This window comes from Rhodococcus sp. S3, from assembly GCF_058211795.1.
In genome coordinates, this window is record NZ_CM177074.1 from 901,818 (window position 1) to 916,573 (window position 14,756).

The following is a 14,756-nucleotide window of genomic DNA, read 5'->3' on the forward strand; positions in this document are numbered from 1 at the left end:
AGCGACGCCGTGAAACTTCGCACCCAGGTACTTCTGCTCCAGTCCGCGGTGGTGGCGGTGGCACTCGGCATCGGATTCACGGTGTTCGCCACCACCACCGAGGATCGAGTCACCGACGAACACGGTCAGCGGGCGCTCGCGATCGCACGGTCGGTGTCCGCGGACCCGGCCGTGCGGGACGAGGTCGCGCGCTATTCGGCCGCCGACGACGGGGTGGTCTCCCCGGACAACCCCGAACTCGCATCCGGTGCGGTGCAGCAGGCCGCCGAGGCAGTCCGCGCCGCCACCGGAGCGTTGTTCGTCGTGGTCACCGACGACCAGGGGCTCCGGCTCGCCCATCCCGATCCGGAGCAGCTCGGCCGGAGGGTGAGCACCGACCCCACCGAGGCACTCGCCGGACGTGAGGTCGTGACCAGCGAGTCGGGCACACTCGGTGATTCCGTGCGGGCCAAGGTTCCGGTGACCGACCCCGCCTCGGGCAGGGTGGTCGGGGAGGTGAGCGTCGGCATTGCCACCGACCGGGTGCGCGCCGAACTGCGCAGCGACCTCGCCGATGCCGCCCTGATCGCACTCGCGGCGCTCGGGTGCGGTGCTGCCGGGTCGTTGCTGCTCGCCAACCGCTGGAAGCGACTCACCCTGGGACTCGAACCCGAGCAGCTCACCGAGCTGGTCCGCGAACAGAAGGTCGTGCTGCACGGGATCTCCGACGGGGTGGTCGGCACCGATGCCCGCGGCATCGTCACCGTCGTCAACGCCGAGGCGCGTCGGCTGCTCGATCTCGACGACGGGATCGGTCGCAACGTCGACACGCTCGGGATCACTCCGCGGCTGTTCGACGTGCTGCGCGCCGCGGACGGCACCCCGGTGGCGGCGACCACCGGCGACCGGGTCGTCGTCGCCGTCTCGCGGCGCGTGGTGCGCGACGGCCGGGACCTCGGCACGGTGATGTCGGTGCGGGACCGGACCGACATCGAGACGCTCACGCGTGAACTCGACGCCGTCAAGGCGATGAGTACGGCGTTGCGGGCCCAGCGGCACGAGTTCGCGAACCGGCTCCACCTGCTCGACGGCCTGCTCCGTCAGGGGCATGCGGAGCAGGCGCTCGAGTACATCGAACAGATCCTCGGTTCGGGACCGCTCGGTGAGCAGCTCGAGGGCATCGACGCGATCACCGACCCGTATCTGCACGCCTTCCTCGTCGCGAAGGCCGCACATGCGCGCGAGCAGGGAGTCACGCTCGTGCTCGGCGAGAACACGTGGGTGCACGCCACCGTGCGGGCACCCGTCGATGTCACCACGGTGCTCGGCAACCTGCTCGACAACGCCATCGAGGCGGCACGCACGAGCGGGCGCACTCCGGCGGAGGTCGAGGTCGAACTGATGGAGGACGGTGCCGACCTGCACGTGAGTGTCGCGGACACCGGCGACGGCGTCGATCCCGAGCTGCCCGACGTCTTCGTCGAGGGCGCGACGACCCGGAACGATCCGACGGTGCCCGGCGGCCGCGGAATGGGGTTGGCACTGGCCCGGCGCATCGCACGACTGCACGGCGGCGACGTCGTGCTCGCTGACCGCGGCGGGCAGCGCACGCCGGAGAATCCGACCGGGGGTGCGGTCTTCCTGGCGACGCTACCCGGGATGCTCGACGAAAGGGATACGGGATGGGCGGAACGGATCTGAAGGTCCTCGTCGTCGACGACGACTTCCGCGTCGCCGAACTCCACGCCTCCGTGGTCGCGGGTGTGGCGGGATTCGAGGTCTGCGCGGTCGCCGGGAGCATCGCGGCGGCCCGGGACGCCGTTCGGTCCGGTCCCGTCGATCTCGCCCTCGTGGACGTGTACCTGCCGGACGGTTCCGGGATCGATCTGATCCGGAGCCTCGAATGCGACAGCTTCGTGCTCGGTGCCGCCGGTGAGGGCGCGACGGTGCGCGCGGCGCTCGCCGCCGGTGCCCTGGTGTACCTGGTCAAGCCGTTCGCGAGCACCGAACTGGCCCGACGCCTGGCGGCGTACGCGCAGTACCGCAGGGTGGTCGCCGGGGAGGAACTCACCCAGACCGAGATCGACACGGCGCTGGCCGCATTGCGGCCGGTGTTGCCGGCCGCCCGGCCGGCACCCTCGCGTTCGATGACCGAGGAACTCGTGATGCAGGCACTCCGGGAATCACCGGAACCGATGTCGGCGGGGGAGGTGGCCGTGACGATCGGGGTGTCGCGCGCGACCGCCCAGCGCTATCTCGCGGCCCTCGTCGCGAAGAAACGCCTGCGGATGCAGTTGCGGTACGGCACCACCGGTCGTCCCGAACAGGAATACCGGCCCCTGTGACGAGGGGGCCCCGTGATCAGCGGTTCCGGAGGATTCCGCGTCAGCCGATCTGCGGTCCGAGCAGGTCGTCGGCGTCGGTGATCCGGTACGCGTAACCCTGCTCGGCGAGGAACCGCTGGCGGTGCGCGGCGTACTCGGCGTCGAGCGTGTCGCGCGAGACCACGGAGTAGAAGTGGGCCTGCCCGCCGTCGTGCTTCGGACGCAGCAGACGTCCGAGACGCTGGGCCTCCTCCTGACGCGAACCGAAGGTGCCCGACACCTGGATCGCGACCGAGGCCTCCGGCAGGTCGATGGAGAAGTTCGCGACCTTCGACACGACGAGCACCTTCAACTCGCCCGACCGGAACCGGTCGAACAGCGCCTCGCGTTCCTTCGTCTTCGTCGAACCCTTGATCACCGGGGCGTCGAGCGCTTCACCGAGCTCGTCGAGCTGATCGATGTAGGCGCCGATGATCAGTGTCGGGGCGTCCTTGTGCTGCTCGAGGATCGACTCGACCACCGGAATCTTGGTGCGCGCGGTCGAGCACAGCTTGTACCGCTCCTCGGGCTCGGCCACCGCGTACGCCATGCGCTCGGCGTCGGTGAGGGTCACACGGACCTCCACACAGTCGGCCGGCGCGATCCAGCCCTGGGCCTCGATGTCCTTCCACGGCGCGTCGAACCTCTTCGGGCCGATGAGCGAGAAGACGTCGCCTTCGCGCCCGTCCTCACGCACGAGCGTCGCGGTGAGGCCGAGGCGGCGGCGGGACTGCAGATCGGCGGTCATCCGGAAGACCGGCGCCGGCAGCAGGTGCACCTCGTCGTAGATCATCAATCCCCAGTCGCGGGAGTCGAACAACTCGAGATTGCGGTATTCGCCCTTCGACTTGCGGGTGATCACCTGGTAGGTGGCGATGGTGACCGGACGGATCTCCTTCTTCTCACCCGAGTACTCGCCGATCTCGTCCTCGGTGAGGGAGGTGCGCGCAATCAACTCGCGCTTCCACTGGCGCCCGGCGACCGTGTTCGTCACGAGGATGAGCGTCGTCGCGCCGGCCTTCGCCATCGCGGCGGCACCGACCATCGTCTTGCCGGCACCGCACGGCAGCACCACGACACCCGAGCCGCCCGACCAGAACGAGTCGGCCGCCAGTTCCTGGTAGTCGCGCAGGTGCCAGGGGTTCGTCTCGAAGTCCAGCGAGATCGAATGGGCCTCGCCGTCGACGTACCCTGCGAGGTCCTCGGCCGGCCAGCCGATCTTCAGCAGCATCTGCTTGACGCGTCCGCGCTCGCTCGGATGCACGATCACGGTGTCGTCGTCGATACGGGCACCGAGCATCGGTGCGATCTTCTTGTTCCGCAGGACCTCGGCGAGCACCGCCCGATCGAAGCTGACCAGGGTCAGGCCGTGTGCGGGGTTCTTGACCAGCTGGAGGCGCCCGTAGCGGCCCATGGTGTCGACGATGTCGACGAGCAGCGCCTGCGGGACGGCGAACCGGGAATGCGAGACCAGTGCGTCGACGACCTGCTCGGCGTCGTGACCGGCGGCACGGGCGTTCCACAGTGCCAGCGGCGTCACCCGGTAGGTGTGGATGTGCTCGGGGGCGCGTTCGAGCTCGGCGAACGGTGCGATCGCCTGCCGCGCCTCGTTCGCCCGTTCGTGATCGACCTCGAGGAGCACGGTCTTGTCGGACTGGACGATGAGCGGTCCGTCGGCCACGAGTGCCTCCTGTGGATGGAAAGTAGAACTTTCCCATTCTCCAGGTTCGGGCCGTACCGCGCCACCACGACGGTGTACGGCCGTGCGTTCCCCCGTGGCGGGAACGCACGGCCGACCGGTTTCACGGCGTACTCACCGTGCGAGCGACTGCCGCACCTCCATCACGCACACCAGTGCCTCGGAGATACCGGACCGGTAGCCGGCGTCCTTCTCGGAGGCGGGAGGCCTCGAATCCAGTTCCGATTCGAGTCGTTCCTGGATCTTGTCCAGGGCATGCAGCGTCCGCTTCATTCCAGTACCGATTTCTCTTTCTCAGGCCGGCTGTTTCATCGCGCCGGCTCGCTCGTCGAGAACGAACACCCGTGCACGCGCCAATGCGGCACGATATCCGTGCCGCTGTGCGTCGGTGCCCGTTTCCCGACCGGACAATCCACTTATCTTCTCGTACAGCGCTTCGAGCGCCGCGATTTCGAGATCCATGGCCTGCAACCGGATTCAGCTCCGCTTCCGCTTACGGATGAACTCGCCGGCTTCGGCGGCCTTCTGCCGCTTCTCCTGGCGACGTTCCTTCAGGGACTTCGCAGGCTTCTTCGGATTCTTGCCCTTGTCGGCCATTGTCACTCCATCTTCGATGAACAACCACTCGACAGGACCACACCATACGTCATTTCCCAGGAAATGCCAGTCGCTCGAATTATTCTGTGCGCCATCCGAACACGGCGCCGAAATATCCCGCACTCCGGTTTCCGGAGTTGATTTCACCGTGCGTCGATCCCTGTCGGGAAGTTCCGCGCGGCCGATACCGTCACCGGCGATGCTGTGCGGACAGAGGATGTCCACAGCCCGGGCAGACGGGGGAGAGCGATGGGCCGGACCGTGATCGCAGGCCGCAGTGCCTCGCGTCGCGAGCACCGTGCGTGTCGCGTCGTCCACCGATCGCGGTTCCGCGGTTGTCCGCACTGTCGCTGTCGGCTCTACCGCGACCGCTGATTTCGGGATCGTTCCTCTCGGGGCCGGGCCCGCGCCCGGGTTCCCGTTCGTCCTCCGGTAGCGCGCGTCGGCGCATTCCGCGCGACGTCGCGCCCCTCACCTTCGCAAGGAGTTCTCATGACCGTGTCCTCACTCGTGCGCTCTCGAAGATCGCGCGCTCCGATCGTCGTCGCGGCCGCGCTGAGCGTCGTGCTCACCGGGTGCTCCGGCGGCTCGACCGGGGGATTGTCCGCCGACGCCGAACTCCCCGAGGAGATTCCACCGGGGACGTCGTTGAGCATCGCGGTCAAGCCCACTCGTATCCAGCTCGAGGCGACCGGCCGTATCGACGAGTTGCCGTTCACGGTGTCGGACTGGCCCGATGTCTCGGCCGGTCCCGACGTCATCCAGGCGTTCCGCGGCGACGCCGTCGATCTCGCGGCCAATGCCGCGATTCCTCCCATCCAGGCCCATACCACCGGGCTCGACGCCAGGATCGTCGCCGTACGCGAGAAGGATTCGCCGCAGTACTCGCTCGCGACGGCACCCGGTACCGACATCGATTCGCTGGACGACCCGCGCGGCAGGAGAATCGCGTTGTCGCCGGGGCAGGCTCAGGGTGTCGTCGTGCTCCGGACGCTGAAGTCGGCCGGAATCGGCCTCGACGAGGTGGAATTCGTCGAACTGCCGAGCACTCAGTTCCTCACGGCGCTCCAGGCGAAACAGGTCGACGTCGCACCGCTGGCGGAACCGACCCTCACGAAGTACCTGAACCAGTACGAAACCGAGGGTGCGCGAGGGGTGTTCACGCCCGAGGTCGACGCGCTGAGTGTTCTGTGGGCTCCGGTGTCCGTGCTCGAGGACCCCGCGAAGGTCGCAGCGATCAAGGAGTTCATCCCGCTGTGGGCGCAGGGCGACGTCTGGGCATGGGAGAACCGGGACGAGTGGATCCGGAAGTACTACGTCGAGAGCGAGGGGGTCTCGTACGAGGACGGCAGGCGGATCGTCGACACCGTCGGCCAGAAACCGGCATATCCCACCGACTGGGACTCCGCGATCGAATGGACGCAGGAGACCTCGGAACTGCTCGACGAGGCCGGATGGTTCGACGAGTTCGACGTCGAGCAGATCTTCGATCGCAGATTCGAAACGATTGCCGCGGAGTCGGTTCCGCAGGAGTACCGGAAGGGGTCGGATTCGTGACCAGCACACTGACACAACCGGTGGAGGTCGGCGCCCGCCCGACGGACCCCGTCGATCCGCCACCGACGGACGGGATCAGGCCGCTTCGGCGGCTCGGTCTCCGCAAGGCCGTCCCGTTCTCGCGCATGACCGGCGTGGTTCTGCTGCTCGCCGTGTGGGCGATCGGGTCGGGTGCCGGATGGATCGACGACCGCAAGCTCTCCGCTCCCTGGACCGTGGTGACCAGCGCGGTCGAGCTCGTCGCGGAAGGAACTCTGCAACAACATATCCTGGCATCGCTGAGCCGTGCCGTGCTGGGCTTCGTGATCGGATGCGTCATCGGTACCGCGCTCGCGCTCGCATCCGGTCTGACCCGCACCGGCGAAGCCCTGATCGACGGCCCTGTGCAGTTCAAGCGTGCGATCCCGACGCTGGGTCTCATCCCGCTGCTGATCCTGTGGCTCGGCATCGGCGAGACCTTCAAGATCACGGTGATCGCACTCGGGACGGTCGTGACCATCTACATCCAGACGCACAACGCCCTCACGGCGCTCGAGCAGCGCTACGTCGAACTCGCCGAGGTCCTCGGTCTCACGCGCGCACAGTTCGTGTGGAAGGTGGTGCTGCGAGGAGCGCTGCCCGGATTCTTCCTCGGTCTGCGCCTGGCGGTGACCGGTGCGTGGCTCACCCTGATCGTGGTCGAGAGCATCAACGCTGTGAGCGGCCTGGGCAAGATGATGTTCAACGCCCAGAACTACGGTCAGCCGGACGTCATCCTCGTCGGATTGCTCGTCTACGGCGTCTTCGGTCTGGCATCCGACGCCGGTCTCCGGTTGCTCGAGCGTCGGGCGCTCGCCTGGCGGAAGACGCTGGGCGGATGAGCGCCGTACGCATCCGCGGCCTGATCCGCGGCTTCGGCGACCGGAACGTCCTCGACGGACTCGACCTCGAGATCCCCGAAGGGCAGTTCGTCGCCCTGCTCGGCAGGAGCGGATCCGGGAAGTCCACCCTGCTGCGTGCGCTCGCCGGCCTCGACTACGACGTGGAGATCCGCGGCGGCGCACTCGCGGTACCGGAGAAGGTCTCCGTCGCCTTCCAGGACTCCCGTCTGCTGCCCTGGCTGCGCGTGCTCGACAACGTCACGCTCGGTCTCGACAGGCAGGGCAGGAGCAGCGGATCCGAGATGCTGGCCGAGGTCGGCCTGGCCGGGCGCGAGGACGCCTGGCCGCTCGAACTCTCGGGCGGGGAGCAACAGCGTGTCGCGCTGGCCCGAGCCCTGGTACGGGAGCCGCAGTTGCTGCTCGCCGACGAGCCGTTCGGCGCGCTCGACGCCATGACCGCATCAGGATGCACGGACTGCTCGACGACCTCGTCCGCGCGCACCGTCCCACCGTGCTGCTCGTGACCCACGACGTCGACGAGGCGATCGTGCTCGCCGACCGGATCGTCGTGCTGGACGAAGGACGCATCGCCGTCGACCGCCACGTGGATCTCGACAAACCCCGTTCCATCACGGATCCCGGTTTCCGGGACATCCGTGAAGACCTCCTCACCGCCCTCGGTGTCATCACACAACCGTGACGAAAGACCTTTCACGACAGGAGAAGACATGACCGATCGTCGATTGCGCCTCAACGCCTTCCTCATGCCCATCGGCCACCACGAAGCGGCCTGGCGTCTGCCGGAGAGCGACCCGAACGCGAATCTCGACATCCAGCACTACATCTCGCTCGCCCGCACCGCCGAGCGTGGCAGGTTCGACTCGGTGTTCCTCGCCGACAGCCCCGTACTGTTCGCGAATCCCGAGCGGCGTCCGAGCGGCAAGCTCGAACCCACGATCATCCTCACCGCGATCGCAACGGCCACCGAGCGGATCGGTCTCATCGGGACCGCGTCGACGACCTACAACGAGCCCTACAACCTCGCGCGGCGATTCGCCTCGCTGGACTTCGTCAGCGGGGGACGTGCCGGCTGGAACATCGTCACCACCGCCGGGGACGACGCCGCCCGCAATTTCGGTCTCGACGGCGTGCCGGCGCACAAGAGCCGCTACGCGCGGGCCGCCGAGTTCGTCGAGGTGTCGACCAAGCTGTGGGACAGCTGGGAGGACGACGCGATCGTCGCCGACAAGGAGGCGGCGATCCACGCCGACTCCGCGAAGGTCCACACCTTCGACCACGAGGGAGAGTTCTTCTCGGTGGCCGGGCCGCTCAACGTGCCGCGGTCGCCGCAGGGCTACCCGCTGCTCGTGCAGGCGGGCTCGTCGGAGAACGGCAAGGACTTCGCCGCACTGTACGCCGAGGCGATCTTCACCGCCCAGCCCACCTTCGAGGAGGGCAAGGCGTTCTACGACGACGTGAAGGATCGCGTGGGCAAGGTCGGCCGCGACCCGCGGCAGGTGCTGATCCTCCCGGGCATCGTGCCCGTCATCGGCGATACGGAGAAGGAGGCACGCGAACTCGACGCCGAACTGGCCCGGCTGATCTCGCCCGAGTACGCGCGCCACCAGCTCGCCGAACGGTTCGGGCTGCGGCCGGAGCAGCTTCCGCTCGACGAGCCGCTGCCGGAGAACCTGCCGTCCGAGGACGAGATCGAGGGAGCCAAGAGCCGGTACACACTCATCGTGCAGCTCGCGCGACGGGAGAACCTCACGGTGCGGCAGCTCATCGAACGCCTCGGCGGCGGTCGCGGCCACCGCACTTTCGCGGGCACGGCCGAGCAGGTGGCCGACACGATCGAGCACTGGTTCCACAGCGGCGCGGCCGACGGTTTCAACATCATGCCCGCGGTGCTGCCGTCGGGGCTCGAGAAGTTCGTCGACGGTGTGGTGCCGATCCTGCAGGAGCGCGGTCTGTTCCGCGCCGAGTACACCGAATCCACCCTGCGTGGGCACTATGGGCTCCCGCGGCCGGAGAACCAGTTCACCGTCGGCAGGGCGTTCGCGCGGTTCGCGACGCAGCGCTGAGCCTCTCCGCCCACGGGCCGGTGGTGGGCGGTTCCGCGCGATGCCTGATCGACCGCACCCGGGTCCGTCGTCAGTCGACCAGCGCCACCGACGTGACGCGGTGCAGCACGAAACTGCGCACCGAGCCGGTCGCCGGGTCGAAGGCCTGCACCTGCCCGCCGCCCACCGACACCGGGTCGACGATGCGGCGCGTCGCGACACCCTGGGCGTCGACGTAGCCGAGGGTGACGCTGCGCTTGCCGTGGACGGCGAGTTGCAGCAGCGCGAGCGTCGCCGCACCGCCGGATCGGCTGCCGTCACCGCGTGCCGAGGCCGTCGGTGTCGCGGCCTCCGCACGGTCGCCGGCGCGCAGCGTGCGCACGAGGGTGTCGAGTTGCTCGTCGCTCGGCGCGGTGGGTCCGGCATAGCGGGCCCGGGCACGCGGCATCGCAACACGGGCGCCCCGGGGCCGTAGATCCACGATCGCTCCCGAGGCGTCCTCCCCGGCGGGCGCGAAGCCCGCGGCGCGCAGCTCGGTGAGCACCTCGGCGAGAGGCGCCTGCGAGATCGCGACGGTCGGGGCGACCGCGCGCAGGGCGAGCGTGGCGGCGACCGGGGCGGACAGCACCTCGGTGAGCAAGGCCGGATCGTCGGCGCGGACGAAGGACGTCGCCACACCGGCCCGCAGGCGTCCGTGGCGACGCGCGACGTCGTCGATCAGGTAGGTGAGCGACTGCGGCACCGGTGTGCGCGAATGCGTCGCGAACAGTCCGTGCAGGTCGCTCGCGCCGAGACCGGCGTCGAGCGCGCGCCGGATACTGCTGTCGCCGATCCGGTAGACGGTCGCGGCACCGGCCGATTCGACATCGGCGACGAGCGCGATCCGCTCGCCGAGTTCGGGGACGAGCGGGCCGGGAGCGACGACCGTGAGGTCGGCCTGGACGAGCACGTAGTCGACGGGTTCGGGCAGCACCGCCGCCATCTCGGCCTCGGCGTCGCCGCCGTGCAGCAGCGCCTTGCCCGGCGACGCGAGCATGCCGTGCGCGACGAGACCGAGTGTCGTCGCCTCCCGCACGGTCTCCACGACACTCGTCGTGTCGAAACGACCCGCCCAGCGCGGACGACGCCACGCCGCAGCGGCACGCAGGTCGGCGACGTCCGTGCCCGCCGCCGGCACGTCGGAGAGGACGTCGAGCAGCAGCCGCCGGTCACGGGCGGCGGTGGGGGACTTCACCTCGTCGGACAGTGCGGCGACCGGCTTGTCGTTCTGGTCGCGGCGGCCGATCAGCCAGGGCCGGCGCGGCAGGTCGAGCCAGGCACCGGCGAGCACGGCCCAGCGGTAGGCGGGGGAGGACGTGAGCCACGCGTCGGTGGCGGTGGTCGGGGCCCAGTGATCGTCGTCCCCGGGTGTCGGCGGGTCGGGGAGGCCGCGCGCGATCAGACCGGCACCGGCAAGGACCTCGACGACGAGCGCCGTCTCCTCGTCGTCGAGTCCGACCGCCTTCCCGACGCGATGCAGTTCGCGGACGCCGAGCCCTCCGGCCTTGAGGACGGGAGCGGGTTGCGCCCCGAGAATGTCGAGAACGTCCTCGCAGTGCCGCAACAGTTCGAGGGCGGCACCGGCAGCGGTCGCGTTGACGTCGGCGGTCGAGCGGGTGGGTTTCGGTGCGCGCGGGGGAGCGAGCGCCGCCGGATCGAAGGGGGCGTCGTCGCGCAGCGCTTGGCCCACCCGGTGGGGGAGTTCGACGGTCTCGTCGTCGATACGGAAGAGCAGCCCGGCAGCGAGCAGCTTCTGCACGGGCCGGTCGGCGGGAGTGTCCGGCGCGGCGTCGCGGGTCCGGCCGATCGGGGACGTGCGCGACAGGGTGTCGAGGATGCTGCGCTGCTCGGGCGGGAGAGCCGCGAGGAGGTCGTCGAGTTCCTGCCGGGACGGTCCGGTGACGTCGCCGGTGCGTCCGACGCGCCACGGAACGGCGTCCACGGCGGCGGCAACGAGACGCAGCTCGTCGGTGGACCCCCACACGAGCAGCAGCGAGCGCAGGGTGGACAGGATCCGGTCGAGATTCCTCGCGCTGATGCGGCCGGAGACCTCGTCGAGCACGGCAGCGCGGGAGACGGGGGTGTCCACCGCTCCGAGACGGGCCAGGACCTCGACGATCCCGAAGGCGGCGGTGTCGAGTTCGTCGGCCGCACGGAAGACCGAGGCGCGTTGCTGCGCTCGGCTCGCGAGCACGTTCATGCTCGCCGGTGGCGGCACCACGAGATCGGGACGGGCACGCAGCGTGGCGGCCAGATCCGTGTCGCGTCGACCTGCCAGCCAGCGGGCGAGGGAGTCCGAGGCGGTGTCGGGAGCGGGCGTGGTCGGGGACATCCCCTCCAGATTAGAGACCTGCGGTAGCAGGCCCCGAACTCACCTGCCAAAATGAGCGCATGGCTACCTCTTCGAAAAAGCATTACGTCGACCACGGATGGCCCGAGCTGGCCGACGGTGAGCACGCTGTCACCGAACTGTCGTCCACGCGTTCCGGTCCGCTCTCCCCGTACGGTGAGGACACCGTGTTCCCGTTGCCGGTCGAGGACCTGCCCTACACGCATCCGAAGACGGTGATCAACCGCTGATCCGATCGCGGATCACCGAACAGGCTCTTCCGTACGACGCCCGGTCCCTTCGCGGGGCCGGGCGTCGTCGTGTGAGGGAGGAACGAGCTCGTCCGCATATGCGGAAGGGCCCCGCACCGTGATCGGTGCGGGGCCCTTCCTGGATGTTCGGGGTGTTACTGCGGGAGCACCGCGCGAACGGCGTCCAGGATGTTCGGGTCGAGCTCGACACCGGCGTCCTGGAGTGCGGTGACGCCCTGCTCGAAGCCGGCCAGGATGCCCTGGACCTCGGCGGGGAGAGCGGGGGTCTCCGGAAGCTGCGGGACAGCGTTCTGGATGGCGGGCGCCGGGGTCTCGGCGGGAGCGCTGGGGGCTGCGTCGACGGAGCGCTGCGTGGGCGCGCTCGACAGTCCGAGGCTCGACGAGCAGGAGGGCCATGCGCCCCAGCCCTGGCCGGCGAGGACACGCTCGGCGACGGCGATCTGCTGTTCGCGGCTGGCCTGGTGGGCCGTGGCAGCGTATTCCTGGCCGCCGTAGGCGTTCCAGGTGCTCGGCGAGAACTGCAGGCCACCGTGGTAGCCGTTGCCGGTGTTGATTCCCCAGTTGCCGCCGGACTCGCACTGTGCGAGGCGGTCCCAGTCGGAGTCGGGGGCGGCAGCGGCCGTGCCGCTGAACGCGACACCCGTGACGCCGAGGACTGCGCCCGTCAGCGCGAACTTCGCGACGGTACGACCGGTATTGGTGGGCTTGCGATGGCGTCCGCTCATGTCGGTTCCGTGTTCCTCTCCGTACGCACCTACGAGGTCAGCTGTCGGGTTCGGGCTGAAGAGGTTGCCCGGCCGTGTCGCTCCGTTGGGAGCGCCTTCGGCTTCACCCCGAGGACCGTCGCGGTTGCGTCGGCCCGGGCCTCCTGGACACCGTCCGGCTGTGGGCCGATCGGTTCCTGGGAGACCGGTGGGTCCCCCGTTTCCTGTCCCCTGTGGATCGTTCGTCGGGACTTCCGGAACCACGGGACAGGAATTTGGCGCGGCGGTTCCGGACCGGTCGAGCCAGGCGGTTCGACCGGACATGACGGTAACGGTTCCGAGGGCGAAGTGTCACCAATTGATAACGCGCCGATTCGCGTGGCGACAGACGTGCGTGGCGCAGACCAGGGAATAAAGTCCCAGGTAGTGGGGTTCGGGTACCCGAAAATCCGTTTCGAGTCCCGCCCGTTATCCGCTCGTTATGTGAGAAAGGTCACATGTAACTCGGGCGGGCATCCACAGGAACGATCTCCCGCCCCAAGGGCATCAGGGAGATCGGGATCATCTTCAGGTTCGCGACGGCGAGCGGGATACCGATGATCGTGACGGCCATGGCGATCGCGGTGGCGATGTGGCCGAGGGCCAACCAGATGCCGGCCACCAGGATCCAGATGACGTTGCCGATCAGCGACATGGCGCCGGCCGTCGGCTTGTCGACCGTCGTCTTGCCGAAGGGCCACAGCGCATAGATGCCGATCCGGAACGACGCGATGCCGAACGGGATGGTGATGATGAGGATGCAGCAGATCAGACCTGCCGCGAAGTAGCCGAGCGCGAGCCACAGCCCGCCGAAGATCAGCCAGATGATGTTGAGCAGGATCCTCATGTCCGGTCTCCGTTCCGAGCGCGCCGGCCCGAGCGCAGCGCGAAGGCGATGGCGAGGGCGAAGCCCAAAGGCCATGCGAGGGTCAACAGGTACAGCACGAGCCCGGGCTTGCCGTCGGTGAGCGCCGGAATGAGGAAGATGGCGACGACCGCCACCACACCGACGACGAAGCAGGCGATCGCGGCCTTCAGGAGGCCGTTACGCGGGGCGGCAGACGAATCCGAAGATGAAGTACCCACGTGACCACGGTAGTCGCCGCGGGGACGAACGGTGACGTCCGGGAGCGGGAAGACGATTCGGGGGCGGACCCACCTCTGCGGGTACACTGACAGGTGTCCACGCGTCCCGCTCGACCGAGTCGGGGCGCGTTGTTTTGCATGTTGAACGGTTGCCCCACTGTGGGGCACAGCTGTCGAGGAGCAGGTGAGCGCGGTGCCGACCGGCAAGGTGAAGTGGTACGACGTCGAGAAGGGCTTCGGCTTCCTGTCCCAGGACGAGGGTGAGGACGTCTACGTCCGTGCCTCGGCGCTCCCGGAGGGAGTGGGAGCGCTCAAGCCCGGCCAGCGCGTCGAGTTCGGTATGGCGGTGGGCCGCCGGGGTCCGCAGGCGCTGAAGGTCGAGCTCCTCGAGCAGCCCACGCTGCGGCAGGGTCGCCGCGAGGCTCCCGCCCAGCAGAAGCGCCGCGCGCCGGACGAGCTGCACGGCATGGTCGAGGACATGATCAAGCTGCTCGAAGCAGCGGTCCAGCCCGATCTGCGGCGCGGGCGTTACCCCGACCGCAAGACCGGGCAGCGCATCTCCGAGGTCATGCGGGCGATCGCGCGCGAGCTCGACCACTAGATGTAATCCTGGGACGAACCACGACGGGCCGCCCTCGCCATGTGCGAGGACGGCCCGTCGTCGTACGCGGGGCCGAAGCTCAGAACGTCTTGACGGCCCACACGGCGTGCGCGATCGGTTCACCGGCCTCGTCGACCACGGCCGACGGCAGCTGGATCTCCACTCCGAGCAGCTGCAGCTCCGGAGAGCTCTCCACGGTGAGGGTGCGGCGCGCACCGGCCTCGAACATCGCGCCGTCGATGTAGGTCTGCCCGGTCTGCGTGTCGCCGTAGACGGTGAGGATGCGCCACGGCGCGTCGGCGATCTCCGACGGAAGAGACAGCTGCAGCGGGTAACCGGCCGGCACGTCGAGCTGACCGATCGGGTTCTCCACGCAGTCCTCGAGATAGAGATTGCAGTGCTGCGCGGGGTCGACCGTCACGGTCTCTCCCCGTGCGTACGCGGTGATCGTGGGGAGCGTGGGCTCGGCCGAATCGACCAGTTTCCACACCGTGGCGGCGACTCCCGCTACCACGACCACCAGGGCTACCAGCAGCAGCGCGAGAGTCTTCTTCGTCCGGGCCTGCAA

General features: G+C 68.9%; 16 protein-coding genes, 1 pseudogene and 1 riboswitch. Of the genes and pseudogenes, 8 read left to right on the forward strand and 9 right to left on the reverse strand.

Features of this window, described 5'->3' with window-relative positions:
• The first annotated feature begins 9 nt into the window (after nucleotides 1-9).
• Both AC0LPE_RS04255 and AC0LPE_RS04260 read left to right on the forward strand, forming a co-directional pair.
• Nucleotides 10-1,680, forward strand: coding sequence for an ATP-binding protein (locus AC0LPE_RS04255; RefSeq protein ID WP_490605660.1), 1,671 nt, complete (start codon nucleotides 10-12; stop codon nucleotides 1,678-1,680).
• The gene (locus tag AC0LPE_RS04260; protein WP_059381820.1) at nucleotides 1,662-2,324 is read left to right on the forward strand and encodes a response regulator; all 663 of its coding nucleotides are present in this window, start codon (nucleotides 1,662-1,664) and stop codon (nucleotides 2,322-2,324) included. The genes AC0LPE_RS04255 and AC0LPE_RS04260 overlap by 19 nt, the downstream gene beginning before the upstream one ends.
• 40 nt (nucleotides 2,325-2,364) lie before the next feature.
• On the opposite strand, the gene AC0LPE_RS04265 is transcribed toward AC0LPE_RS04260, so the two are convergent.
• The 4 genes from AC0LPE_RS04265 to AC0LPE_RS04280 form a co-directional block, all read right to left on the reverse strand.
• Nucleotides 2,365-4,023, reverse strand: coding sequence for a DNA repair helicase XPB (locus AC0LPE_RS04265; protein ID WP_059381819.1), 1,659 nt, complete (start codon nucleotides 4,021-4,023; stop codon nucleotides 2,365-2,367).
• A 132-nt stretch (nucleotides 4,024-4,155) separates the two neighbouring features.
• Entirely contained in the window at nucleotides 4,156-4,314 is a 159-nt protein-coding gene (locus AC0LPE_RS04270) for a hypothetical protein (RefSeq protein ID WP_016691299.1), read from the reverse strand.
• Between the two features lie 21 nt (nucleotides 4,315-4,335).
• Nucleotides 4,336-4,503: a hypothetical protein gene (locus tag AC0LPE_RS04275; RefSeq protein WP_016691300.1), complete on the reverse strand. Its 168-nt coding sequence runs from the start codon at nucleotides 4,501-4,503 to the stop codon at nucleotides 4,336-4,338.
• A 15-nt stretch (nucleotides 4,504-4,518) separates the two neighbouring features.
• A complete protein-coding gene (locus AC0LPE_RS04280) occupies nucleotides 4,519-4,956 on the reverse strand; it encodes a hypothetical protein (RefSeq protein WP_155418936.1) in 438 nt (145 codons plus the stop codon).
• 174 nt (nucleotides 4,957-5,130) lie between these two features.
• Between AC0LPE_RS04280 and AC0LPE_RS04285 the strand changes: the two genes are divergently transcribed.
• The 4 genes and pseudogenes from AC0LPE_RS04285 to AC0LPE_RS04300 all read left to right on the forward strand — a co-directional run bounded on the left by AC0LPE_RS04285 (nucleotide 5,131) and on the right by AC0LPE_RS04300 (nucleotide 9,139).
• Entirely contained in the window at nucleotides 5,131-6,195 is a 1,065-nt protein-coding gene (locus tag AC0LPE_RS04285) for a PhnD/SsuA/transferrin family substrate-binding protein (RefSeq protein ID WP_490605661.1), read from the forward strand.
• The gene (locus tag AC0LPE_RS04290; protein ID WP_490605662.1) at nucleotides 6,192-7,055 is read left to right on the forward strand and encodes an ABC transporter permease; all 864 of its coding nucleotides are present in this window, start codon (nucleotides 6,192-6,194) and stop codon (nucleotides 7,053-7,055) included. Before AC0LPE_RS04285 ends, AC0LPE_RS04290 begins: the two co-directional genes overlap by 4 nt.
• Nucleotides 7,031-7,755 (forward strand): annotated as a pseudogene (locus tag AC0LPE_RS04295) (ABC transporter ATP-binding protein). Before AC0LPE_RS04290 ends, AC0LPE_RS04295 begins: the two are co-directional and overlap by 25 nt.
• A gap of 28 nt (nucleotides 7,756-7,783) precedes the next feature.
• Nucleotides 7,784-9,139 carry an NtaA/DmoA family FMN-dependent monooxygenase gene (locus AC0LPE_RS04300; RefSeq protein ID WP_160873791.1) on the forward strand — a complete coding sequence of 452 codons (1,356 nt, stop codon included), beginning with the start codon at nucleotides 7,784-7,786 and terminating at the stop codon, nucleotides 9,137-9,139.
• Between the two features lie 70 nt (nucleotides 9,140-9,209).
• Here AC0LPE_RS04300 and AC0LPE_RS04305 read toward each other — a convergent pair whose 3' ends face one another.
• Nucleotides 9,210-11,489, reverse strand: coding sequence for a helicase-associated domain-containing protein (locus tag AC0LPE_RS04305; protein ID WP_088897818.1), 2,280 nt, complete (start codon nucleotides 11,487-11,489; stop codon nucleotides 9,210-9,212).
• A 59-nt stretch (nucleotides 11,490-11,548) separates the two neighbouring features.
• Here AC0LPE_RS04305 and AC0LPE_RS04310 point away from each other — a divergent pair, with 59 nt between their 5' ends.
• Nucleotides 11,549-11,737, forward strand: coding sequence for a hypothetical protein (locus AC0LPE_RS04310; protein ID WP_006551681.1), 189 nt, complete (start codon nucleotides 11,549-11,551; stop codon nucleotides 11,735-11,737).
• A 155-nt stretch (nucleotides 11,738-11,892) separates the two neighbouring features.
• On the opposite strand, the gene AC0LPE_RS04315 is transcribed toward AC0LPE_RS04310, so the two are convergent.
• From AC0LPE_RS04315 to AC0LPE_RS04325, 3 genes are all read right to left on the reverse strand, one after another.
• A complete protein-coding gene (locus tag AC0LPE_RS04315; RefSeq protein ID WP_490605663.1) occupies nucleotides 11,893-12,483 on the reverse strand; it encodes a resuscitation-promoting factor Rpf1 domain-containing protein in 591 nt (196 codons plus the stop codon).
• A 10-nt stretch (nucleotides 12,484-12,493) separates the two neighbouring features.
• Nucleotides 12,494-12,668: riboswitch (cyclic di-AMP (ydaO/yuaA leader) on the reverse strand.
• A gap of 287 nt (nucleotides 12,669-12,955) precedes the next feature.
• Nucleotides 12,956-13,348: a YccF domain-containing protein gene (locus AC0LPE_RS04320; protein ID WP_016691310.1), complete on the reverse strand. Its 393-nt coding sequence runs from the start codon at nucleotides 13,346-13,348 to the stop codon at nucleotides 12,956-12,958.
• Nucleotides 13,345-13,587 carry a hypothetical protein gene (locus AC0LPE_RS04325; protein WP_051032935.1) on the reverse strand — a complete coding sequence of 81 codons (243 nt, stop codon included), beginning with the start codon at nucleotides 13,585-13,587 and terminating at the stop codon, nucleotides 13,345-13,347. Before AC0LPE_RS04325 ends, AC0LPE_RS04320 begins: the two co-directional genes overlap by 4 nt.
• 193 nt (nucleotides 13,588-13,780) lie before the next feature.
• Here AC0LPE_RS04325 and AC0LPE_RS04330 point away from each other — a divergent pair, with 193 nt between their 5' ends.
• Nucleotides 13,781-14,188, forward strand: a complete 408-nt coding sequence (locus tag AC0LPE_RS04330; RefSeq protein WP_229568255.1) for a cold-shock protein — start codon at nucleotides 13,781-13,783, stop codon at nucleotides 14,186-14,188.
• 79 nt (nucleotides 14,189-14,267) lie between these two features.
• On the opposite strand, the gene AC0LPE_RS04335 is transcribed toward AC0LPE_RS04330, so the two are convergent.
• A complete protein-coding gene (locus AC0LPE_RS04335; protein ID WP_088897816.1) occupies nucleotides 14,268-14,756 on the reverse strand; it encodes a DUF2771 domain-containing protein in 489 nt (162 codons plus the stop codon).